The 21,862-nt window shown below is 60.7% G+C and carries 22 protein-coding genes; 8 read left to right on the top strand and 14 right to left on the bottom strand.

Annotated features, from left to right (window positions below):
- Positions 1-51: 51 nt before the first annotated feature.
- On the bottom strand, positions 52-1,404 hold the full coding sequence (locus BM317_RS16600; RefSeq protein WP_060738845.1) for a GntP family permease: 1,353 nt from the start codon (positions 1,402-1,404) through the stop codon (positions 52-54).
- A 92-nt stretch (positions 1,405-1,496) separates the two neighbouring features.
- Positions 1,497-2,030: a gluconokinase gene (locus BM317_RS16595; RefSeq protein WP_092203878.1), complete on the bottom strand. Its 534-nt coding sequence runs from the start codon at positions 2,028-2,030 to the stop codon at positions 1,497-1,499.
- Positions 2,031-2,246: 216 nt separating this feature from the next.
- Between BM317_RS16595 and BM317_RS16590 the strand changes: the two genes are divergently transcribed.
- The 3 genes from BM317_RS16590 (at position 2,247) to BM317_RS16580 (ending at position 4,690) form a co-directional block, all read left to right on the top strand.
- Positions 2,247-3,278: an HTH-type transcriptional regulator GntR gene (locus tag BM317_RS16590; protein ID WP_092475229.1), complete on the top strand. Its 1,032-nt coding sequence runs from the start codon at positions 2,247-2,249 to the stop codon at positions 3,276-3,278.
- A gap of 159 nt (positions 3,279-3,437) precedes the next feature.
- Positions 3,438-3,992: a hypothetical protein gene (locus BM317_RS16585; RefSeq protein ID WP_092166045.1), complete on the top strand. Its 555-nt coding sequence runs from the start codon at positions 3,438-3,440 to the stop codon at positions 3,990-3,992.
- A 290-nt stretch (positions 3,993-4,282) separates the two neighbouring features.
- The gene (locus tag BM317_RS16580; RefSeq protein WP_092166043.1) at positions 4,283-4,690 is read left to right on the top strand and encodes a GNAT family N-acetyltransferase; all 408 of its coding nucleotides are present in this window, start codon (positions 4,283-4,285) and stop codon (positions 4,688-4,690) included.
- A 140-nt stretch (positions 4,691-4,830) separates the two neighbouring features.
- Here BM317_RS16580 and def read toward each other — a convergent pair whose 3' ends face one another.
- The 3 genes from def to BM317_RS16565 form a co-directional block, all read right to left on the bottom strand.
- Complete coding sequence (def, locus tag BM317_RS16575) at positions 4,831-5,370, bottom strand: peptide deformylase (RefSeq protein WP_060738850.1); 540 nt, start codon at positions 5,368-5,370, stop codon at positions 4,831-4,833.
- Entirely contained in the window at positions 5,367-6,317 is a 951-nt protein-coding gene (locus tag BM317_RS16570) for a YihY/virulence factor BrkB family protein (protein ID WP_092166041.1), read from the bottom strand. Before BM317_RS16570 ends, def begins: the two co-directional genes overlap by 4 nt.
- Positions 6,318-6,490: 173 nt before the next feature.
- Entirely contained in the window at positions 6,491-6,682 is a 192-nt protein-coding gene (locus BM317_RS16565) for a CsbD family protein (RefSeq protein ID WP_025212262.1), read from the bottom strand.
- A gap of 196 nt (positions 6,683-6,878) precedes the next feature.
- On the opposite strand from BM317_RS16565, the gene BM317_RS16560 reads away from it, so the two are divergent.
- Positions 6,879-7,256 (top strand): hypothetical protein, encoded by a 378-nt coding sequence (locus BM317_RS16560; RefSeq protein ID WP_092166039.1) that lies wholly within the window; start codon positions 6,879-6,881, stop codon positions 7,254-7,256.
- 229 nt (positions 7,257-7,485) lie between these two features.
- On the opposite strand, the gene fadD1 is transcribed toward BM317_RS16560, so the two are convergent.
- Positions 7,486-9,177 (bottom strand): long-chain-fatty-acid--CoA ligase FadD1, encoded by a 1,692-nt coding sequence (gene fadD1, locus BM317_RS16555; RefSeq protein WP_092166037.1) that lies wholly within the window; start codon positions 9,175-9,177, stop codon positions 7,486-7,488.
- Between the two features lie 364 nt (positions 9,178-9,541).
- Positions 9,542-11,230 carry a long-chain-fatty-acid--CoA ligase FadD2 gene (gene fadD2, locus BM317_RS16550; protein ID WP_092166035.1) on the bottom strand — a complete coding sequence of 563 codons (1,689 nt, stop codon included), beginning with the start codon at positions 11,228-11,230 and terminating at the stop codon, positions 9,542-9,544.
- Between the two features lie 224 nt (positions 11,231-11,454).
- Here fadD2 and BM317_RS16545 point away from each other — a divergent pair, with 224 nt between their 5' ends.
- Both BM317_RS16545 and BM317_RS16540 read left to right on the top strand, forming a co-directional pair.
- Positions 11,455-12,399, top strand: a complete 945-nt coding sequence (locus tag BM317_RS16545) for an alpha/beta hydrolase (protein WP_092166034.1) — start codon at positions 11,455-11,457, stop codon at positions 12,397-12,399.
- 40 nt (positions 12,400-12,439) lie between these two features.
- Positions 12,440-12,910: a MaoC family dehydratase gene (locus BM317_RS16540; RefSeq protein WP_092166033.1), complete on the top strand. Its 471-nt coding sequence runs from the start codon at positions 12,440-12,442 to the stop codon at positions 12,908-12,910.
- A gap of 152 nt (positions 12,911-13,062) precedes the next feature.
- Here the strand turns inward: BM317_RS16540 and BM317_RS16535 are convergent, their stop codons facing one another.
- From BM317_RS16535 to BM317_RS16520, 4 genes are all read right to left on the bottom strand, one after another.
- Positions 13,063-13,926, bottom strand: coding sequence for an efflux RND transporter periplasmic adaptor subunit (locus BM317_RS16535; protein WP_092203894.1), 864 nt, complete (start codon positions 13,924-13,926; stop codon positions 13,063-13,065).
- Between the two features lie 9 nt (positions 13,927-13,935).
- Positions 13,936-14,142, bottom strand: coding sequence for a DUF1656 domain-containing protein (locus BM317_RS16530; protein ID WP_003198565.1), 207 nt, complete (start codon positions 14,140-14,142; stop codon positions 13,936-13,938).
- A complete protein-coding gene (locus BM317_RS16525) occupies positions 14,129-16,129 on the bottom strand; it encodes an FUSC family protein (RefSeq protein WP_092475221.1) in 2,001 nt (666 codons plus the stop codon). Before BM317_RS16525 ends, BM317_RS16530 begins: the two co-directional genes overlap by 14 nt.
- 406 nt (positions 16,130-16,535) lie before the next feature.
- Positions 16,536-17,003, bottom strand: coding sequence for a ferritin-like domain-containing protein (locus BM317_RS16520; protein ID WP_060738860.1), 468 nt, complete (start codon positions 17,001-17,003; stop codon positions 16,536-16,538).
- Positions 17,004-17,210: 207 nt separating this feature from the next.
- On the opposite strand from BM317_RS16520, the gene BM317_RS16515 reads away from it, so the two are divergent.
- On the top strand, positions 17,211-17,447 hold the full coding sequence (locus BM317_RS16515) for a DUF3820 family protein (RefSeq protein ID WP_025212254.1): 237 nt from the start codon (positions 17,211-17,213) through the stop codon (positions 17,445-17,447).
- 17 nt (positions 17,448-17,464) lie between these two features.
- Positions 17,465-18,652, top strand: a complete 1,188-nt coding sequence (locus tag BM317_RS16510) for an aminotransferase class V-fold PLP-dependent enzyme (protein ID WP_092475217.1) — start codon at positions 17,465-17,467, stop codon at positions 18,650-18,652.
- 221 nt (positions 18,653-18,873) lie between these two features.
- On the opposite strand, the gene BM317_RS16505 is transcribed toward BM317_RS16510, so the two are convergent.
- The 3 genes from BM317_RS16505 to zwf are packed head-to-tail and all read right to left on the bottom strand — an operon-like array spanning position 18,874 to position 21,726.
- Positions 18,874-19,539: a bifunctional 4-hydroxy-2-oxoglutarate aldolase/2-dehydro-3-deoxy-phosphogluconate aldolase gene (locus BM317_RS16505; protein ID WP_060738863.1), complete on the bottom strand. Its 666-nt coding sequence runs from the start codon at positions 19,537-19,539 to the stop codon at positions 18,874-18,876.
- A 17-nt stretch (positions 19,540-19,556) separates the two neighbouring features.
- Positions 19,557-20,270 carry a 6-phosphogluconolactonase gene (gene pgl, locus BM317_RS16500; RefSeq protein ID WP_092166029.1) on the bottom strand — a complete coding sequence of 238 codons (714 nt, stop codon included), beginning with the start codon at positions 20,268-20,270 and terminating at the stop codon, positions 19,557-19,559.
- Entirely contained in the window at positions 20,257-21,726 is a 1,470-nt protein-coding gene (gene zwf / locus BM317_RS16495; RefSeq protein ID WP_092475214.1) for a glucose-6-phosphate dehydrogenase, read from the bottom strand. The genes pgl and zwf overlap by 14 nt, the downstream gene beginning before the upstream one ends.
- Between the last annotated feature and the right edge of the window lie 136 nt (positions 21,727-21,862).

Below are 21,862 nucleotides of genomic sequence, written 5' to 3'. Positions count from 1 at the left end.
AGTCCGCCTTCGCGAGCAAGCCCGCTCCCACATTGACTACAGTGTTGTCGGTTATACCACCAGCGACAGCAGCAGGATAAAGATCAATCCCACCACCGACAGGATGGTTTCCATCGCGGTCCAGGTCTTGAACGTCTCGGCCACGGTCATGTTGAAGTACTGCTTGACCAGCCAGAAACCCGCATCGTTGACGTGGGACAGGATCAACGAACCGGCACCGGTCGCCAGCACCAGCAGCTCACGGTTCACACCCGGCATCATCCCCACCACCGGCACCACGATACCGGCACCGGTAATGGTCGCCACCGTCGCCGAACCTGTGGCGATACGGATCACTGCGGCCACCAGCCACGCCAGCAGGATCGGCGAGATCTGCGCACTCACCGCCATGTGACCGATCACATCGCCCACGCCGCTGGTGACCAGCATCTGCTTGAAGCCACCACCGGCACCGATGATCAGGATGATCGCGGCGGTCGGCGCAAGGCTGGCGTCCAGCCATTTGAGCATCTGGCTGGAGCCGATGCCCTGCTTGTAGCCGAAGGTGTACAGCGACAGCAACAACGCCAGCAGCAAAGCCGAGATCGGGTGACCGATCATGTCCATCCAGGCGCGGAAGAGGTTGCCGTCCGGCAGCGCCACGTCAGCGAAAGTCTTGAGCAGCATCAGGAACACCGGCGACAACACGGTGATCAAGGTGATGCTGAAGCTTGGCAGCTCGGCGGCGCTCGTCTCGCGGGCCAGTTGGTCCACCAGCTCCTGGTTCGGATGGCCGGGGATGTGCTTGGCAATGAACGTACCGAAGATCGGGCCGGCAATGATGGCGGTCGGCAGCGCGACGATCAGGCCATAGAGAATGGTCTTGCCGATGTCAGCGCCAAATATGCCAATCGCCAGCAACGGCCCCGGGTGCGGCGGCACCAGGCCGTGAACCGCGGAAAGACCGGCCAGCAGCGGGATACCGATCTTGATGATCGACACGCCGGTGCGACGCGCGACGATGAACACCAGCGGGATCAGCAGCACGAAGCCGATTTCGAAGAACAGCGGGATGCCCACCAGGAAGGCGGCGAACATCATCGCCCACTGCACCTTGTCCTTGCCGAAGGCGCGGATCAGGGTCTGGGCGATCTGATCGGCTCCGCCCGACTCGGCCATCATTTTACCGAGCATCGTGCCCAGCGCCAGGATGATACCGACAAAGCCCAGCACGCCACCGAAGCCGTCCTGGAACGCCTTGATGATGGTGCCGGTCGGCATGCCCGACGTCAGGCCGAGGAACGCGGCGGCGATGGTCAGCGCAATGAACGGGTGGAATTTGAACTTGGTGATGAGGACGATGAGTCCGATCACCGTGACCACTGCATCAAGCAGTAGGAACGTCTCGTGGGACATGCCGAACATGGGAGGTGTCTCCTGATTTGTTGTTGTTATTGAAGCAGTTATTTATGAGTCGTCGGGACAGCGCTATCTTTCTGACGCAAATTTTTTGAAACTCAGCTGGCCAGCTTCAAACCGTGGGCCAACCACCAGACGTAAGCCTGCTGTGCCAGTTCGTCAACGCTGTGGCTGGACGCGTCCAGAGCCAGGGTCAGGGGCTCGCCGACAGGGGATTCAAGGGTGGCGAACTGGCTGTCGATCAGGGTCGACGGCATGAAATGGCCGGGACGATGGGACACGCGGTCGGCGGCCACTTCGGGGGTCAATTCAAGGAATACGAAGCCCAGGCCGGGCAAGGCGCTGCGCAGACGCTCGCGATAACTGTGCTTGAGGGCCGAGCAAGTCAGCACCGGGCGCTCGCCCGTGGCGTCGACACGGCGCAACTCGTCGCACAGGCTGTCGAGCCAGCCGGCACGGTCGTCGTCGTTCAAGGGGATACCGGCGCTCATCTTCTGGATGTTGGCCGCAGGGTGGAACGTGTCGCCTTCGATGGCGGTGGCGCCGCTCAATTGGCACAGGGCCTGGCTGACGCAAGTTTTGCCGCAACCGGCAACGCCCATGATGACCAGGGCGGAGATGGGATTGTTCATGTAACACCTCAGCGCGCAGACAGCGCTACCTTTGCCAGTTATGACACCGCAGCAAAAGCAGAAGTTGCCGACGCCTTCTTGTCATTTTTGTGGTTGCAGCATGTTCGTTCACGACACCCGCGGACGGAGGATCAGGCAACCCCCGCTCACGCATTTGCAGCGGCGTCGAGACAGCGCTACCTTAGTGCCTTGATTTTTGTTTGGCAAGCCGCCCTGATGACCGTCCCTAAAAACGATAAGAATACGCGCACCACCGGTCGCCCCACGCTCAACGAAGTCGCACGCCTGGCCGGTGTCAGCCCCATCACCGCCTCCCGTGCCCTGCGTGGCGTCAGCACCGTCGCCTTGGAACTGGTGGAAAAAGTCCGCCAGGCCGCCGTGGAACTCAACTACGTCGTCAACCCCGCCGCCCGCGCCCTGGCATCGGCCCAGAGCCATTCGGTGGTGGTGCTGGTGCCGTCGTTGTCCAACCTGCTGTTCATCGACACCCTGGAAGCCATTCATCGGGTGCTGCGGCCCAAGGGCTTCGAAGTGGTGATCGGCAACTACCACTACTCCCGGGACGAGGAAGAAGACCTGTTGCGCAACTACATGGCCTATCAGCCACGGGGGTTGCTGCTGACCGGTTTCGACCGCACCGAAAGCGCCCGGCGCATGATCGAGGCCAGCAATATCCCGTGCGTGTACATGATGGAACTGGACCCCGGCGCCGGGCTCAATTGCGTCGGTTTTTCCCAGCTCAAGGCTGGCGAAACGGCGGCCGAGCACTTGATTTCCAAGGGCCGCAAGCGCCTGGCCTATATCGGCGCGCAACTGGACCAGCGTACTCTGCTGCGCGGCGAAGGGTTTCGCCGCGCCCTGCAGCAAGCCGGTTTGTATGACCCGGACCTGGAGCTGCTGACCCCGCGCCCATCCTCGGTAGGCCTGGGCGGGGAATTGTTCCTGCAATTGCTCGGCAGCCACCCGGACGTCGACGCGATCTTCTTCGGCAACGACGACCTGGCCCACGGCGCCCTGTTCGAAGCACTGCGCTGCGGCATCAAGATCCCCGAGCAGGTCTCGGTGCTGGGCTTCAACGACCTGCCCGCCTCGGCCCATATGGTGCCGCGCCTGAGCAGCATCAGCACCCCACGGGAAGCCATCGGTCGCCGAGCCGCCGAACAGATGCTGACGCTGATGGCCGGCAACCGCATCGCGCAGCCGGTGGTGGACCTGGGTTTCGAGCTCAAGGTTCGCGAAAGCACCTGAGGCGCCACGCTCAAGCGGTCGATCCATGCCGTCGGACGGCAAGGGTTGGCCGCCCCCCTCGCCGCGCGCTTGCCCACACCTCTTGAAATACGGGCCTTGCGCAGGCGGCATGGGAATTGCTCCTGCCCATCGCTCAGCCATTACCCACAGGTGTTCATCATGTTGGTCAGTGCCAAACAGCAAGCGATGATCTTGCCACTCAAACGCCCGGGCGAAGATCCCACCGCCGAAGCCGCCAGCGGCCTGCAAAGCGCCGCGTTGCAGGCATTGCGCGATAACGTCCAGGCCCAGGCCAGCCAGGGCAGTGCCCAGGTCCAGGATTCCTTCACCCAACGAGCCACGCAACAGGTCAATGCCGCCACCGCCATCAGCGACAAGGTGGATGAGGCGTTCGCCAAGACGCGCGTGCAATTGCAGACCGTGGCTTCGTCAACGCCTGAAGAGGCCACGACACTTGGCGGCTCCGCCACGGCGCAGTTCAAGGACTACATGAGCAAGACGCCCGAAGAGCGCCTGCGCGACAGCATTCTCGAAGAGATGGGCATTACCGAGGAAGAGTTCGAGGCGATGCCGCCCGAGAAGCAGATGGCGGTCAGCCAGGAGATTGCCCAGCGCATGCAGGACAAGTCAGCGATGGCCCAAGTGGAAAAGGCCCAGGAGAGCCGCACAGGCGACAAAGCCGCGGCCACGGACATGTTTCTCGCCTCGCTTTGAGCCTCGGTACAGGCCAGAGCATTTGAGCTGGGGTGACCGCCCCAGCTCAACCTGAGCCCCGCCAAGTCGGTACCGGTTCAATGACCGAACAGGTTCACCTTCTTGGTTTTTTTGTCGGCGCGCTTTTCATCGGCCGTCTTTGCCGGTTTTTTCTTTGCCGCTTTTTTTGAATCCATGCCTTTGGCCATGATACGTACTCCAGTCATACGGGATGTGAAGTCAGGTATACACCTATCGCCGTACTCGCGTTCTTTTATAATCGCCTCCCCCTTCTGCGACACGACCCCGCCATGTCCGAAATCCATTACGCAGTGCTCGAAGCATCGCTTTGGCCGCTGATGAACAAGTTTTACCGCGCCCACCAATCCTCGATGAAAGCGGTGCGTGACGCGCAGCTGTGGGTGGCACGGCGCGATGAGATCGTCGCCGCCCTGTGCTTGCGGCCAGTGTCGGGCGGGCATTGGTTGACGGGGTTGTTCGTCGACCCGGCGTACCGCGTCCAGGGCATAGCCGCGCGATTGATCGCTGAAGCGGTGAACGGGGTGGACAAGCCGGTGTGGCTGTTCTGTCACCCGGACTTGCGCGGCTTTTATGAGCGGCGTGGTTTCAGCTTCGACCCTGAACTGCCCTATGCGATGGCCGAACGCCTGAGCCGGTATGCCCGCAGCAAGCCGATGATTGCGATGGGGTTGAGCTAAACACCCTGACCTGGAATGCAATACATATCTCATGTGGGAGCGGGCTTGCTCGCGAAGACGGCGGCACATTCAACATCCATGCAAGCTGACCTACCGCTTTCGCGAGCAAGCCCGCTCCCACAGAGGTTTGTGTCCGGCAATCAATCGTCGGCGGTGGGGTCCAGGTCCGGGAACATCACTTCGGTAAAGCCGAACTTGCTGAAATCAGTGATGCGCGACGGGTACAAGCGCCCGATCAGATGATCGCATTCATGCTGCACCACCCGCGCATGGAAGCCCGACGCGTAACGCACGATCGGCTCGCCCTTGGGATCGAAGCCTTCATAGCGGATGTGTTGGTAGCGCTCGACCGCGCCGCGCAGGCCCGGCACCGACAGGCAACCTTCGAAGCCCTCTTCCATCTGCGGGCCCAGGGGGGTGATAAGTGGGTTGATCAGGATGGTCTGGGGCACCGCCTCGGCGTCGGGGTAACGCTCGCTGTGCTCGAAGCCGAAGATCACCAGTTGCAGGTCGATGCCGATCTGCGGCGCCGCCAGGCCGACGCCGCCGACACTTTCCATGGTCTGGAACATGTCGTCGATCAATTGCCACAATTCCGGGCTGTCGAACATTTCGGCGGGCACCGGCGGGGCGATGCGCAGCAGGCGTTCGTCGCCCATTTTCAGGATTTCACGGATCATGGTCGGGCTTCGTCAGGGTGGGATTGAGGGATGGAATGGTCGCGCCCCAGGCCCGACACATGCTGTTTTTCGTGCTCGCCGGCACTCTTTTCACCCGGGTTCTTGCCCTCGGTGGACATGTGCTCGATCACCGCATTCATCTCCGCGCCGAGCAACAGCACCGCCGAAGAAATATAGAAATACAGCAACAACACGATGATCGCACCGATGCTGCCATACATGGCGTTGTAGTTGGCAAAGGTCTTGACGTAGAACGCGAACCCCAGGGAAGCGATGATCCACACCACCACCGCCAGCACCGACCCCGGCGTGATGAAGCGAAACTCCTGCTTGACGTCGGGCATCACGTAATAGATCAGCGCCACAGCCACCATCAGCAAGAACACGATCACCGGCCAGCGCACGATCGTCCAGAGCGTGACGATGAACTCCTCCAGGCCGACCTGTGCCGCAATCCAGCCCATCACCTGCGGCCCGAGCACCATCAACGCCGCAGCGGCCAGCAGCATGCCGGCGATGCCGACCGTGTAGAAAATCGACAGCGGGAAGCGCTTCCAGGCCGGACGGCCTTCCACCACATCGTAGGCGGCATTCATCGCGCTCATCATCAGCCGCACGCCCGCCGAAGCGGTCCACAAGGCGATGACGATACCCACGGACAACAAGCCGCCCTTGGATTGCTGGAGCTGGTCGATCACCGGGTTGACCTGCTCCAGGGCCTGGGGCGGCAGCACCAGCTCCGATTGCAGGCGCAACCAGGAGAAAAAGTCCGGCAGGTGCAGGAAACCGATCAAGGCGATCAGGAAGAGAATGAAGGGGAACAGCGAAAACAGCATCTGATAGGCCAGTGCCGAAGCGTAGGTCGACATCTCGTCGTCGAGAAACTCGGTCACGGTACGCATCATCACACGATGCAAAGGTAAGCCTTTCAAGGCCGGAAACATCATGTGCGTCTCCTTTCGCCGCAAAAAAGGAAGGTCGCCTGGCGACTCATGGGGTTGTTATCCAAGACAAAGTAACCTGTTTGGCGACTTTGGAACAATTTCCCCGGCGCAAGTTCGAGCCGACATGAAAACGGCCACCCGCAGATGACCGTTCCAATCGCGTTACTACAGGCAGGTTATGCCTCGTCGACGCCTTTCTTGACCGCATCCTTGGCCTTGCCCACGGCTTGTTGGGCCTCGCCTTTTTTCTCCTGGACCACGCCCTCGGCGCGCATGCGGTCATTGTCGGTGGCCTTGCCGACGCCTTGCTTGATGTTGCCAACGGCTTCGTTGGCAACGCCCTTCACTTTATCGCTCGTGCTACCCATGATGTCTCTCCTGTGAACAACGGTACGAAAAGTCATTACATAAGGGTTGACCGGGGCCGTTCGCGGGGAGTTTCATTTTTTTCAGCGGCACATTTCATCGTCGAATGCAGGTTGCACTTTATGTTTGTCGATCAACCCCCGAGAATGCCCCACGTATTCAGGCTGCGGCTTGAAGCTCCAACCCCGTAGGAACGTTATGAAACTCGATAAAAAGCAGGCCATCGCCCGCAGGAACCAGCAACTGGGCGGCGCCGTACTGGGCGTCAACAACTGCCATTTCAGCGAACTGAACCGCAACCGCAACATCTTCTGGTTCGATATCCCGGTGGCGCGCCTGGCCATCGGTCAGTACGAATGGATCCACCTGCTGCTGCACACGCCGGCCACCGATGAGCTGCTGCACTTGAAGGTGCCGACCGTGTTCCTGCGGGAAAAAATGGAAGGCCTGGAAGTGCGCAACCAGGGCAAACGCAAGGCCGCCCTGAGCCTGGAACTGAGCGCCGACAAGGACGCCTACCTGCAAGACATGCGGCCGGGTGGCACCAACCTGGATTTTGCGCAGTTCCGGTTGTAACCGGACCCGAAAAATTTGCAAGGAGCTGATTGTGGCGAGGGGATTTATCCCCGCCGGGCTGCGAAGCAGCCCCCACGATTCATCAGCTACTGCCGATGTGTCAGGCAGAACTCAGGGGGTTGCTGCGCAACCCAGCGGGGATAAATCCCCTCGCCACAGTTTTTTTGCCAAACTGGACAATCCATGCAAAAAGCCCCGCATTCGCGGGGCCTTTTTCTTTATAGCGGTCTTACTTCTTCAACCCCAGCTTCCTGAGCTCTTCGTCACGCAACTCGCGGCGCAGGATCTTGCCCACGTTGGTGGTCGGCAAGGCATCGCGGAATTCCACGGCCTTGGGCACCTTGTAACCGGTGACGTTGGCACGCATGTGTTCCATCACCTGTTCCTTGGTCAACGTCACACCGGGCCGTGCGACGATGAAAATCTTGATCGCCTCGCCAGACTTCTCGTCCGGTACGCCGATGGCCGCGCATTGCAGCACGCCCGGCAGGGTTGCCAGCACATCTTCCAGTTCGTTGGGGTACACGTTGAAACCGGAGATCAGGATCATGTCCTTCTTGCGATCAACGATGCGCATGTAGCCGTCCGGCTGGATCAGCGCAATGTCACCGGTCTTGAGCCAGCCTTCGCTGTCGAGGATCTCGTCGGTGGCTTCCTGACGCTGCCAGTAGCCCTTCATCACCTGCGGACCTTTCACGCACAACTCGCCGATTTCGCCCAATGGCTGCTCGACGCCCGCGTCATTGATCACCTTGCACAGGGTCGACGGTACGGGAATGCCGATGGTGCCGATCTGAATGTGCTGGATCGGGTTGACGGTGGCCACCGGGCTGGTTTCGGTCATGCCATAACCTTCGCAGATCGGGCAACCGGTCACCTCTTTCCAGCGCTCGGCCGCGGCCAGTTGCAAGGCCATGCCACCGGACAGGGTGACTTTCAGTGCCGAGAAGTCCAGCTTGCGGAAGGCTTCGTTGTTGCACAGGGCCACGAACAGCGTATTGAGGCCGACAAAACCGCTGAACTTCCACTTCGACAGTTCCTTGACCATCGCCGAGAGGTCGCGCGGGTTGCTGATCAGGATATTGTGGTTGCCGATCAGCATCATCGCCATGCAATGAAAGGTGAAGGCATAGATGTGGTAGAGCGGCAGTGGCGTGATCAGCACCTCACAACCTTCATTGAGGTTGGAGCCCATCAGCGCCTTGCACTGCAGCATGTTCGCCACCAGGTTGCGGTGGCTGAGCATCGCGCCCTTGGCCACGCCGGTGGTGCCGCCGGTGTATTGCAGCACGGCCACATCGTCGCTGGTGGGGTTGGCTTCGTTCACCGGCTGGCCGTGGCCTTTGCTCAGCACGTCGTTGAACTTGACGGCCTTGGGCAAGTGATAAGCCGGGACCATCTTCTTGACGTACTTGATCACGCTGTTGATCAACAGGCGCTTGAGCGGCGGCAGCAGGTCGGCGACTTCGGTGACGATAACGTGCTTGACGCCCGTCTTCGGTACCACGGTTTCGGCCAGGTGCGCCATGTTCGCCAGGCACACCAGCGCTTTGGCACCGGAGTCGTTGAACTGGTGTTCCATTTCCCGCGCGGTGTACAACGGGTTGGTGTTGACCACGATCAACCCGGCACGGATCGCACCGAACACAGCCACCGGGTACTGGAGAACGTTGGGCAACTGCACGGCGATTCGATCGCCCGGCTGTAAATCGGTATGCTGTTGCAGGTACGCGGCAAACGCCCCGGACAACTCGTAGAGCTCACCGTAGGTGATCGTCTTGCCGAGGTTGCTGAATGCCGGCTTGTTGGCAAAGCGTTGGCAGGACTGCTTCAACACCGCCTGAATATTCGGATACTCGTCTGGATTGATGTCGGCAGCAATCCCAGCTGGGTACTTATCCTTCCAAAAGTCTTCGATCATGGAAGCCCACTCCTCAGCAACGCGAATTCTCACCGCATTTGATGCGATTATTATTGGTGTGTGTTTATTGGTGATCTGGCTTGAATCAAGGCCGAGAAGTCACAAAAGCGCGCCGAGAGTAGCAGCTTTGCCAAGGGTCGCCTAGAGCCAAAAACAACCCCTACAGTCATAAACATGACTCATGAATATTTTATGGTCACTTTTAGAGTAAAAATTCTAAGCCCTGGATAATCACCCCGAATACATAAAAAACGGTGGGAGCGAGCTTGCTCGCGATGACGGTGTATCAGCCAACATTTCTGTCACTGACCTACCGCTATCGCGAGCAAGCTCGCTCCCACAGGGTTTCCATGAGGCCGGCGCCTCAGGCGATATCCCGTAACTCGCGCCGCAGGATCTTGCCCACCGGCGTCATCGGCAATGAGTCCCGCAACACGATGTGCTTGGGAATCTTGTAGCCGGTGAAGTTCTCCTTGCAATAAGCCTTGAGTTCTTCAAGGCTGACCCCGGTTTCCCGCGCCACCACGAACAACTTCACCGCCTCCCCCGAACGCTCGTCCGGCACGCCGATCACCGCACAGTTGGCCACCTTGGGATGGGCCATCACCACGTCTTCGATCTCGTTGGGGTACACATTGAAACCCGAGACGATGATCATGTCTTTCTTGCGGTCGACGATGCGCACGAACCCGTCCGGGTCGATCACCGCGATATCGCCAGACTTGAACCAGCCCTCGCTGTCCAGCACTTCGGCCGTGGCCTCGGGCTTGTTCCAATAACCCTTCATGATCTGCGGCCCCTTGATGCACAGCTCGCCGCGCTCGCCCAGAGGCTGCTCGACGCCATCGTCGTTGATCACTTTCATCAGGGTACCCGGCACCGGCATCCCCACCGTGCCCAGCCGAGACTTGCCACCGTAAGGATTGGCACTCGCCACCGGTGAGGTTTCGGTCAGGCCATAGCCCTCGGTAATGCCGCAACCGGTGATCTGCTGCCAACGTTCGGCGGTGGCCTTGATCAACGCGGTGCCGCCGGAATTGGTGACCTTGAGGTGGGAAAAATCCAGGGTCTTGAAATCCGGATGGTCCATCAACGCCACGAACAGTGTGTTGAGGCCCAGCAGCAACGAGAAACGCCAGTTCTTCAGCTCCTTGATGAAGCCGCCGATGTCCCGTGGATTGGTAATCAGCACGTTGTGATTGCCGGTCACCATCATGCACATGCAGTTCGCCGTGAACGCATAGATATGGTACAGCGGCAGCGGCGCGATCATGACCTCCTGGCCTTCGCGCAGCAGCGGCTGGCCGTCATCGCCGAGCTGTCCCAGACAGGCCCGGGCCTGTTGCATGTTGGCCACCAGGTTGCCGTGGGTCAGCATCGCGCCCTTCGCCAAACCGGTGGTGCCGCCGGTGTATTGCAATACCGCAATATCGTCGAGGCTGACGTTCAGCGGCTTGATGCCCTGTCCGCGTCCCAGGCGCAAGGCGCTCTTGAAGGAAATGGCCTGGGGCAGCGAATAGGCCGGGACCATTTTCTTGACCTTGCTCACCATCGTGTTGACCAGCCAGCCCTTGGCGGTGGGCATCAGGTCGCCCATCTTCGCTTCGATCAGGTACTGCAGGTCCGTATCGGGCAACACCTCCTGGACTTTCTGCCCGAACATGTTCAGGTACACCAGCGCCCGGGCACCGGAGTCCTTGAACTGATGACGCATTTCCCGCGCGGTATACAGCGGGTTGGTGTTGACCACGATCAGCCCGGCGCGCAAGGCACCGAACACGGCGATCGGGTATTGCAGGACGTTAGGCATCTGCACCGCGATACGATCGCCGGGCGCCAGGTCGGTATGGGCTTGCAGGTAGCCGGCGAAGGCCGCGCTGTAGCGCTCGAGCTCGGCATAGGTGAGGGTCACCCCCATGTTGCTGAACGCCGGACGATCGGCAAATTTCTTGCAGGAACGCTCGAACACCTCGATCACCGACTTGTAGGTCCCCAGGTCGACATCCAGGGGCACGCCGGCCGGGCGTTTGTCATTCCAGAAATCAGGCTGCATTGTTTTTGTCCTCTTTACCTGAGCATGTCCGGGCCGCGTCTGTATCGCTTGCAGAGGCGGAGCTCTTGGGACACTAGCAGCTATGGCCAATCAGGCAAATATGGCAACCTGCGTCATAGATTGTGTGAATCTTCTTGCCATGGTGTGGCCTGATCAGGCGAGACGCAACGGATGCGCTATACAATGCAGCGACGCTGCGTCTGACTTTGTGCAAAGGAATCGCCATGATCCACCAAACGTTCTGGCTGACCGCGACCGACCATAGCCGCCTGTTCGTCAACCAGTGGCTGCCCGAAACCGCGCCGTTGGCGGTGATAATGCTGGCCCATGGCATGGCCGAACACAGCGGCCGCTACGCCCGCCTGGCCCAGGCGCTGTGCGACGAAGGCTACGGTGTCTATGGGATGGACCTGCGCGGCCATGGCAAGACCGGCGAGGAAGCGATGCTCGGCCACTTTGCCGACGAAGACGGCTGGGCCAAGGTCGTGGGCGACTTGGCCAGCCTCAACCATCACATCGGCCAGCAGCACCCGGATACGCCCATCCTGCTGCTGGGCCACAGCATGGGCAGCTACATCGCCCAGGGTTACCTGCTGCATCACAGCGCCAGCCTGCACGGGGCGATTCTCAGCGGTTCGAACTTCCAGCCGGTGGCGCTCTACCGCAGCGCGCGCCTGATCGCCCGCTTCGAACGCCGGCGCCAGGGTGCGACGGGGCGCAGTGCCTTGATCGAGTGGTTGTCGTTCGGCAGTTTCAACAAGAAATTCAAGCCGACGCGTACCCCTTTCGACTGGCTCAGTCGCGATCCGGCCGAAGTCGACAAGTACGTCCACGACCCGCTGTGCGGCTTTCGCTGCACCAATCAACTGTGGGTCGACCTGCTCGGCGGCTTGCAGCAAATCAGCAAAGCGTCCAATCTCGCCCAGATCGATCCGGGCCTGCCCTTGCTGGTGATCGGTGGCGAATGTGATCCGGTGAGCGAAGGCAAGCGTCTGAAGGATCTGGCCGACGCCCTGCGCGACGCCGGCAGCCAGCACCTGCAATTGACGATTTACCCGCAGGCCCGGCACGAATTGTTCAATGAAACCAACCGCGATGAAGTGACCGCCGACGTGCTGGCCTGGATTGCCCAGGCCCTGGAACACAAGCGGCCGCCACGCAGCGAGTAGGCTTGCAGCGTTTTCCTTTACTCCACAGGATCTGAAACAGATGACCCAGGTTACCAACACCCCTTACGAAGCCCTCGAAATCGGCCAGACCGCCAGCTACAGCAAGACCGTCGAGGAGCGCGACATCCAGCTGTTCGCGGCGATGTCGGGCGATCACAACCCGGTGCACCTGGACGCCGAATTTGCCGCGGCGAGCATGTTCAAGGAGCGCATCGCCCACGGCATGTTCAGCGGTGCGCTGATCAGCGCGGCGGTGGCGTGCGAGCTGCCTGGGCCGGGCACGATCTATATCGGCCAGCAGATGAGCTTCCAGAAACCGGTGAAAATCGGCGACACCCTGACCGTGCGCCTGGAAATCCTGGAAAAGATGCCGAAGTTTCGCGTACGCATCGCCACGCGCGTGTTCAACCAGCGCGACGAGCTGGTGGTGGACGGCGAAGCCGAAATCCTCGCCCCGCGCAAGCAGCAGACCGTGACCTTGCCGACGTTGCCGGCGATCACTGTCGGTTGATTACCGCGATCTAAAGTGAATGACATGTGGCGAGGGGATTTATCCCCGCTGGGGCGCGAAGCGGCCCCAATACCTCAAATCCCTGCGGTGTGTCAGCCTGGGCACAGGGGCTGCTGCGCAGCCCAACGGGGATAAATCCCCTCGCCACAAAATTATGGCTGGTCTTCGCGCACCTGCACGCTCGCCGTCATCCCGGCGCTCAGGTTCACGCCCTCCGGCACCTTGTCCAACTTGATCCGCACCGGGATCCGCTGGGCCAGGCGCACCCAGTTGAAGGTCGGCTCCACCTCCGCCAGCAACTGCGCATCGGGGTTGGTGTTGCGGTCGGTAATGCCGCGGCTGATGCTTTCGACATGTCCCTCCAGCGCATGGCCGGCACTCATCAGCCAGATCTTGACCGGATCGCCCACACGAATCCTGGGCAATTTGGTTTCTTCGAAATAGGCCTGCACATAGAACGTCGAATCGTCGATCAGCGCCATGACCGGCTGTCCGGCATTCACGTAGTTGCCTTCGGCCAGGCGCAGGTTGGTAATGTGGCCGCTGCGGGGGGCCAGGACTTGGCTGCGGGCCAGGTTGAGCTCGGCGACCTTGGCCTCGGCCTGGGCTTCGCGCAGTTCGCCGCGGGCGATGCCGGCGTTGATCTGGGCGTTTTCCCGCAGTTCGGCACTGATGGCCTGGGGCCCCAGGGCGGCGCGGCGACTGGCTTCATGTTCGCGCAGGCTCAGTTGCTGCTGGCGCGTCTGGACCACGGCCCGGGCCTTCTCCACCGCCGCCTCGAAACGCTCGCGGTCGATGCTCAGCAATAGATCACCGGCCTTGACCTGCTGGTTATCCACAGCCTTGAGCTCGCGCACCCAGCCCGACACGTCGGGTGCGATCACCACCACATCGGCGCGGATCCGCGCATCGCGAGTCCAAGGCGTGAGCATGTAGTACTGCCACAGGTGAAAGCCGGCGAAAATCGCCACGGCCACCATGCACAGCGTGACGGCGACACGTACGGAAGTACGCATGTTCAACTCCTATAGCGGCCCGAGGACCACGGTAATAACAGTCAGGACACAGACATACAGGGCGCAGTCGAACAAGGCTTCATGCCAGATCCAGCGCCCGGCCGGCACCAGGCTGAGCAACAGGCGCAGCGCGCCGGTCACCAGCAACGCCAGCACCACATAAATCAGGAACGGGCTGAGCAACACCCCGCCAATCGACCATTCACGCAAGCCCATGGCTGTGCTCCCGTCGTTCTGGTTCGTGCTGGCTGCACCAGGCGCGCCAGCTGTTTTGCAATTGCACCACCGCACCCTGGGCCAGCTTCAGTGCATCGCTGGGCGCCTGGGTCGACAACACGTTCAGGAAGGCAGCGCTCGCCGGGGCCAGCGCATCGGCCTGGTCACCGGCCGGACCACGCTCGAGCACCCGCTCCAGCGCTTCGAAATAACGGCGCTGCGCCCGGGTATCGGGCACTTGGGCGACGGCCAGGCTCAGGCGCAAATGCAACAGCTCATCGCCGATGTCCAGGCCAAGCAAACCATCATCCCAACGGCTGCGCGACTGCACCGGCAGTTCAGGGTAATGCCTGGCGAGCTGCAACAGCCGGTCGGCCATGCGCCCGCCGAACCAACTCTCGGCCCCCGGCAGGCGGCGATGGGTCAGGCGCACCAGATCGTGAAGGGTCGCGGCCAGCAGACGACGGCTGTGCCAGGTCGGGTTGCGCAAAATCAGCAGATTGAAGGCCAGCACTGCCGCGCCCACGCCGATCATCATGGCCTGGGCGTTGTTGAAGAACGCCGCGACGTCGTATTTCATGGCATTGAGCGGTGAAATCAACACCACGAAGTGCAGGCAGAACGACGTCGCTGTGGCGAATATCTGCGGCTTGGCCATGCCCAATGCCCCGAAAAACAACGGCACGCCCATGGCCATGCACAGCATCGCGAAACTGCTCCATTGCGGTAGCACGAGTTCGCCGATCACGAACGCCGTCGGCACGGCCAAAAAGATGCCCCGCAGAAAACTCATGCCGATCTGCGCGCCGTTTTCGCGACTGGCGAACAGGCTGCACACCACACACGTCAGTACCAGCGCACCCGATGCGGCGGGCCAGGCGGTCGCCAGCCAGAAACAGGCCACTGCCAGGAATGCCAGGGCGCTACGCGCGCCGAAGACCATGGCCAGGGACACGTCACGATGGGGCGTCAAGGTACGGGGTGGATCCGCCGCCTCCCTGCCCTCCTGCACCGCCGTCAAGGCTGCGCAGGCGGCCAGGGCGGTATCGAGCAACAAAGCGAACCGCGCCAGGCAGTAACTCTGCGCCGCGCTGATCTGTGGGTCGTGGGATGCATCCCATACCCGGGGGCGCAAGGCTTGCAGGGTCGCACTGTCGGCATCGAGGGCTTGCTGCACCTCATTCATCCACGGCTGGAGCGCCATGGTTTCCTCGGGGTCGAGCTGCTTCCACTGCCGGCGCACCGAGCGCGAGATGCGCAGCAGCATCAGCAATTTCTGGCTCAAGCCGCTGATGGCCCGGGCTCGCTGTCGACCACGGCTGCCTTCGAACCAGGCATGTTCGCGCTGGGCGTCCACCGCGACGATCCTGCCCAGAATTTCCAGCAACCCTTTACGGGCCTGGGCATCGCCCGCCAGGGTCGCACGGGCTGCCTGCATGCCACTGTGCCAGGCAGCCAGGGCCTGACCGGCCAGTTGCCGCTCGACCCGCAACGGCCAGAGCAAGGCACTGGCCGCCGTGGCACAGACGATGCCCAGGCTGATCTCGGTGCAGCGCGCCACCGCTTGGTCAAACACCCCCAGCGGATGGGAAATGGCTGGCAGGGCAATGATCGCCACCGTGTAGCCGGCCAACACGAATGAGTACGACCAGGCACTGCGCAGCAGCGTCGAACAGGCCGTACACAGGCCCAGCCAGAGCGCCAAGGCCAGCAGGAACAACCAGGGCGCCTGGGCAAACAGGCCCATGAACACCACCGACATGACGGTGCCCACCAACGTGCCGACCAATCGTGCCAGCCCTTTCTGCACCACCATCCCGGACAGTGGCTGGGCGACGATGATCGCCGTCATCAGCGCCCACGACGGCTGCTCCAATCCCCAGCGCAACGCCAGCCATAGCGCCAGCCCGGCGCCAAGCACGGTCTTGATGGCGAACTGCACAGCGAGGCGGTCGGGGGCGAACAAGGCCTGGAAAGTAATGGACACGCGAAAAACTCTTTGGGGGACGCAATAACGATAGATGCAATACGGAGTGAATAGCTGGCGCAATTATTAGCTAGCTAACTATGTGAGTCCAGAGGTGATTACTGCGAATTTAACAACACACACTTTCTGACAGATGCTCAGTTAAAGGGAATCATTGCAGCATCAACGGCACTGAAGCGAACGCTTTTGTGGTGAGGGGATCTACCCCCGCTGGCTGCGTAGCGCCCCCCCCAGAGCCGACACCTCTCGGTGAATCAGGTGTACTGAGTGAGCTGGTTTGGGGCTGCTTCGCAGCCCAGCGGGGATAAATCCCCTCGCCACAACGGTGCTCACCTTCAATCTGACTAACATCACACAAAAAAAAACGCCAGGCGGGCTGGCGTTTTTTCGGCGGTTGGCTGCGCATTTAACTCTGGGCACGCGCCTGGTTACGCAGAGCCTTGACCTGGTCATGGTTTCGTTGCACGCCATGGTACTGACGCTCAACCAAGTCACGAATGCCCACCAGGTTGTGCTTGTTGATCTTCTCGATGGCCTCTTTGTAAGCCTTGAGCGCATGGTCCTCGCCTCGCTCGGCTTCGTTGAGCACCGCTTCTTCGTCCTTGCCGGTGAACATGGATTTCACGTCTACCCAACGACGGTGCAGGTCACCGGCGACGCTGGTGGACGTTTCCGGATCACCGCCCAGCGAACGAACGGCGGCTTGCAACTCGGCTGCCGCGGTGGCGCAATCAGCCGAGCGCTGCACGAACAGCGTCTTGAGTTCTGGATGCTTGATGTCTTCAGCGCAGGTCTTGAACCCTTCCTGGCCATCCTTGCTGGTCTCGATCAGGTCGTTCAAGACGGAGATGGATTCTTTGTTGATGTCAGTCATTTTTCAGTTCCTTTGCTGGTGAATAAAAAACCTGCAAGGGATATTGCATCAGCCATGCCAGCCACCAACCTCAATAAAATCACTTAAAAATCAAATAGTTAAAAAACATCCTGAAATCTGTATCCGCGCTATTTGCATGATCTGTCATTTGGCCTGCATGCAGAATGCCTGTATTTTCGAGACAGGTTTGAAATCAAGACGATTGCCATGAATCCGGAAAAGCTCGAGTTGCTCGTCACACGTCAAATGCCCTTTGGTAAGTACAAGGGCCGAATCCTTGCCGACCTGCCGGGTCAATACCTCAACTGGTTCGCTCGCGAGGGTTTCCCCCACGGTGAACTCGGCGGTTTGCTGGCCTTGATGCAGGAAATCGATCATAACGGCCTGTCGGACCTGCTCGACCCATTGCGCGCCAAGCACGGCAAACCCAAGCCTCGCCACTAACCGATTGAGCCCCGTCCATGCCTGAAAATACCCTGCGTGCCCACGATGAAGCCTTCTGGCAGACCTATGTCGGCCGTTATGAGGTCGACACCGAGGGGCCGCTCAATCTGGAAAACGGCTACTTCGGTCGCATGTCGCGAACCGTGGTCGAGGAATACCAGCGCAATATCGCCTTCATCAACCGCAGCAATTCGGTGTATGTACGCCAGCATTTCGACCAAGGACAGGACGAAGTGATTCGCCAACAAGTGGCGCAACTGATCCACGTAGCACCGCAAACCGTGGCGATGGCCACCAGCGCAGTGGATGCCCTGCAATCGTTGATCCGCAACTACAACAGGCTGAAGCCGGGGGATCAGGTGCTGGTCTGTGACCTGGAGTACGCGGCGGTCAAAAGCGCAATGCGCTGGCTGGCCCGACAGCGTGGCGCAGAGGTGATCGAACTGGTCCACCAGCACCCCGCCAGTTTGGAAAGCCTGGTGGGCACCTATCGCAAAGCGTTCATTGACCACCCTCGCGTGAAGCTGATGGCGCTGACCTACGTCAACCACCTCACCGGCTTGGTGATGCCGGTCCAGGCCATTGCCGAGACGGCCCAGGAGTTTGACGTCGATATCATTCTCGATGGGGCCCATGCCTTGGGCCAGATCGATTTCGACATCAAGAAACTCGGCATTCACTTCGCCGGGTTCAACCTGCAGAAGTGGATCGGCGGGCCCCTGGCCCTGGGTTTCTTATACATCGCTCCGCAGCGGCTGGCCGACATCGACCCGGACATGGACGAAGGGCATTACCCCGTCACCGACGTCCGCTCGCGCACACCCCATAGCACGCCCAACATCCCGGCCTTGCTGACCCTACCCCTGGTGTTCGAGGAGCACTATGCCCTGGGTGGCGCTGCGGCCAAGGGCGCGCGACTCAAGTACCTGCGGGACCTGTGGGTGAACGCCGTGCGTGATGTACCGGGTATCGAGGTCATGACCCCGGACGATCCGATCCTGTACTGCGGCATCACCTCGATGCGCTTCACCGCCCAGATGGACCAGCAGGCGATGGCTGATCGACTGCTCAACGACTATGGGATCTTCACCGTGGTCCGCCACACCAGCGTCGGGCCGTGCATCCGTATTACCCCCGGACTGACCACCCTGGCCGGTGATATCCAGCGGTTGGTCCAGGCGCTGATGGAATTGAGCCGAACATAGTTGTGGCGAGGGGATTTATCCCCGTTGGGGCGCGAAGCGGCCCTGTTTTTTTGGGGTCTGCTGCGCAGCCCAGCGGGGCGGTGCGACGTTTCGCTAAATCCCTTCGCTACAGGTTTAAATGTCAGGCCCATTTGTCGCGACAAATCCCAGGCAAAAAAAACGGCGCGCCGACCAAGCGCACCGTAAAACCGTAGAACACCCAACGAGGTTTGGTAAAACAATCAGTCCAGCAGCGCCAAGGCCTCGGCGGTGCATTCCTGAATGCGGGCCCAGTCGCCGTTCTTGATCCACTCCGGATCAAGCATCCAGCTTCCGCCCACGCACATCACGTTTTTCAACGCCATGTAGCTCTTGATGTTGGCAGGGCTCACGCCGCCGGTCGGGCAGAATTTCACTTCGCCGAACGGGCCGCCCAAGGCCTTGATGGCCGCGACGCCACCACTGACTTCGGCCGGGAACAGTTTGAAGCGGCGATAGCCCAGGCTGTAGCCTTCCATGATGCCCGAGGCATTGCTGATGCCCGGCAACAAGGGGATGGAGCTGTAGACGCTGGCTTCGAGCAGGTCACGGGTGATGCCGGGGGTGACGATGAACTGCGAACCGGCCGCCTCGGCGGCGTCCAGCATGTGGCGGTCGAGCACCGTGCCGGCGCCGGTCACCAGTTCCGGACGCTGCTCGCGCAGCACCTGGATGGCCTTGAGGCCGTGTTGGGAACGCAACGTCACTTCCAGCGCCGTCAGGCCACCAGCGGCCAGGGCATCGGCCAGCGGCAGGATGTCCTGTTCACGGGCGATGGTGATCACCGGCAGGATCCGCGCCTTGGCGCAGAGGCTGTCGATCAGGGCAACTTTGTCCGCCATGGAAACGGTCGGGGATGGGTTTGTCATAGCGGCTGATCCTTGGTTCATGGGCACCAGTAAATCTCTAACGTAGGTTGCAAAAACGCACGGATCGGCATTTCGGCGACATCGTCACCTGCCACCGCAGCGTTCAGGGTGGTCAATTTCGACTGACCGGAAATCGACAGCACTTTGTGTTGCGCCGAAGCCAGCAAGGCGCGGCTCATGGTCAAGCGCTGGTGCGGCACGGTCGGTGCCAGCATCGGCCAGCAGCGGCGTGCGCCATTGGCGTCCAGGGCTTGGGCCAGGTTCGGGCTGTCGGGGAACAGCGAGGCGGTGTGCCCGTCATCACCCATGCCCAATACCAGCACGTCGATGGGCGGCAGCTCGGCCAGCAAACGATCGGCCTGCTCGGCCGCCGCTTCAAGGTTGGCACTGGCGCTGTAGAGGCTCAGGAACTGGGCCTTGGCTGCCGCGCCTTGCAACAGATAACGCTTGAGCAAGCCAGCGTTGCTGTCGGCGTGTTCAACCGGCACCCAGCGCTCATCGGCGAGGCTGACCACCACCTTGGACCAGTCCAGCGCCTGCTTGGCCAAGTGCTGGAAAAACGCCACCGGGCTGCGGCCACCGGACACCACCAGGGTCGCCGTGCCGCGGGCATTGATCGCATTGCGCAACTGCTCGGCCACGTTCAGCGCCAGGCCTTCGGCCAGCAGCACAGGGTTCTTGAATTCATGAGCGCTCACGCCCTGGGGCAGTTTCACTTCAGATATCGCCATACCATGACCTCCCATCCCGCGTGATCAGTGCAATGGAGCTCATCGGCCCCCAGGACCCCGCCGCATACGGCTTGGGCGCATCGCCAGATTTTTTCCACCCGGCAATCAACTGGTCACACCACGTCCACGCGGCTTCGATTTCATCTTTACGGACAAACAGGTTCTGATTGCCGTTCATGACTTCCAGCAACAACCGCTCGTAGGCATCGGGAATCCGTGCGCTGCGATAAGTGTCGGAGAAGTTGAGTTGCAGCGGACCGCTGCGCAATTGCATGCCCTTGTCCAGGCCCTGCTCCTTGGTCATCACCCGCAAGGAAATCCCTTCGTCCGGTTGCAGGCGGATGATCAGCTTGTTGCTGATCTGCAAACGCTGCTCGGGCGCAAATATGTAGTGGGACGGCTCCTTGAAGTGGATGACGATCTGCGACAGCTTCTGCGGCATGCGCTTGCCGGTACGCAGGTAAAACGGCACCCCGGCCCAACGCCAGTTGCGGATGTCGGCGCGCAGGGCGACGAACGTCTCGGTGTCGCTCTGGGTGTTGGAATTGGGTTCTTCGAGGTAGCCAGGCACCGACTTGCCCTCGCTGTGGCCGGCGATGTACTGGCCGCGCACCACCTGGGTAGTCAAGCCTTCCGGGCTGATTGGCGCGAGGGCCTTGAGCACCTTGACCTTCTCGTCACGGATGCTGTCGGCGGACAAGTCGGCCGGTGGGTCCATGGCGATCAGGCACAGCAGCTGCAGCAGGTGGTTCTGGATCATGTCCCGCAGTTGGCCGGCCTTGTCGAAATAGCCCCAGCGGCCTTCGATACCGACCTTCTCGGCCACGGTGATTTCCACGTGGGAAATGTAGTTCTGGTTCCACTGGGTTTCGAACAGGCTGTTGGCGAACCGCAGCGCAATCAAGTTCTGGACCGTCTCTTTGCCCAGGTAATGGTCGATGCGATAGGTACGGTTTTCCGGGAAGAACTGCGCCACGGCGTCGTTGACCTTGCGCGACGACTCCAGGTCCGAGCCAATGGGTTTCTCCAACACGACCCGGGTGTTCTCGCTCAAGCCGACCTTCGCCAGGTTCTCGCAGATCGCCCCATACACCGCCGCGGGGGTGGCGAAATAGGCAATGACCTGCTGGGTCGAACCGGCTGCTTCGGCCAGGGCGACATAATCGTCGGCCTTGAGGAAATCCACGTGCAGGTAGGTCAAACGTGTCAGGAAGCGCTCGAGTACGGCTTCGTCCAGATCTTTTTCGCCGACATAACGGCGCAGCTCGGCGGCGATGAATGCCAGGTGCTGCTGCTCACCGCCGGGCTCACGGGCCAGCGCAATGATCCGCGTGTCCTCGTGCAACAATTGGGCGCCATCGAGCTGGTACAGGGCAGGAAAGAGCTTGCGCAAGGCCAGATCGCCCAGCGCGCCGAACAAGGCAAAGGTGCACGGTTCAACCGTAATCGAAGGCATGATGTTTGTTCTTTTATCAAGTTAAACTACAAATACCTTTTTTCAAGGTATCACTCAAGGAAAAATGTAGTAATAACCACAACATTTTTCGAAAATACCGATTCCGAGTGGTGGTCCGCCGGAGCCATCAGTAGGA

The organism is Pseudomonas sp. NFACC24-1, assembly GCF_900115235.1.
GTDB lineage: Bacteria > Pseudomonadota > Gammaproteobacteria > Pseudomonadales > Pseudomonadaceae > Aquipseudomonas > Aquipseudomonas fluorescens_AA.
This window is presented reverse-complemented; position numbering and strand designations above follow the sequence as displayed.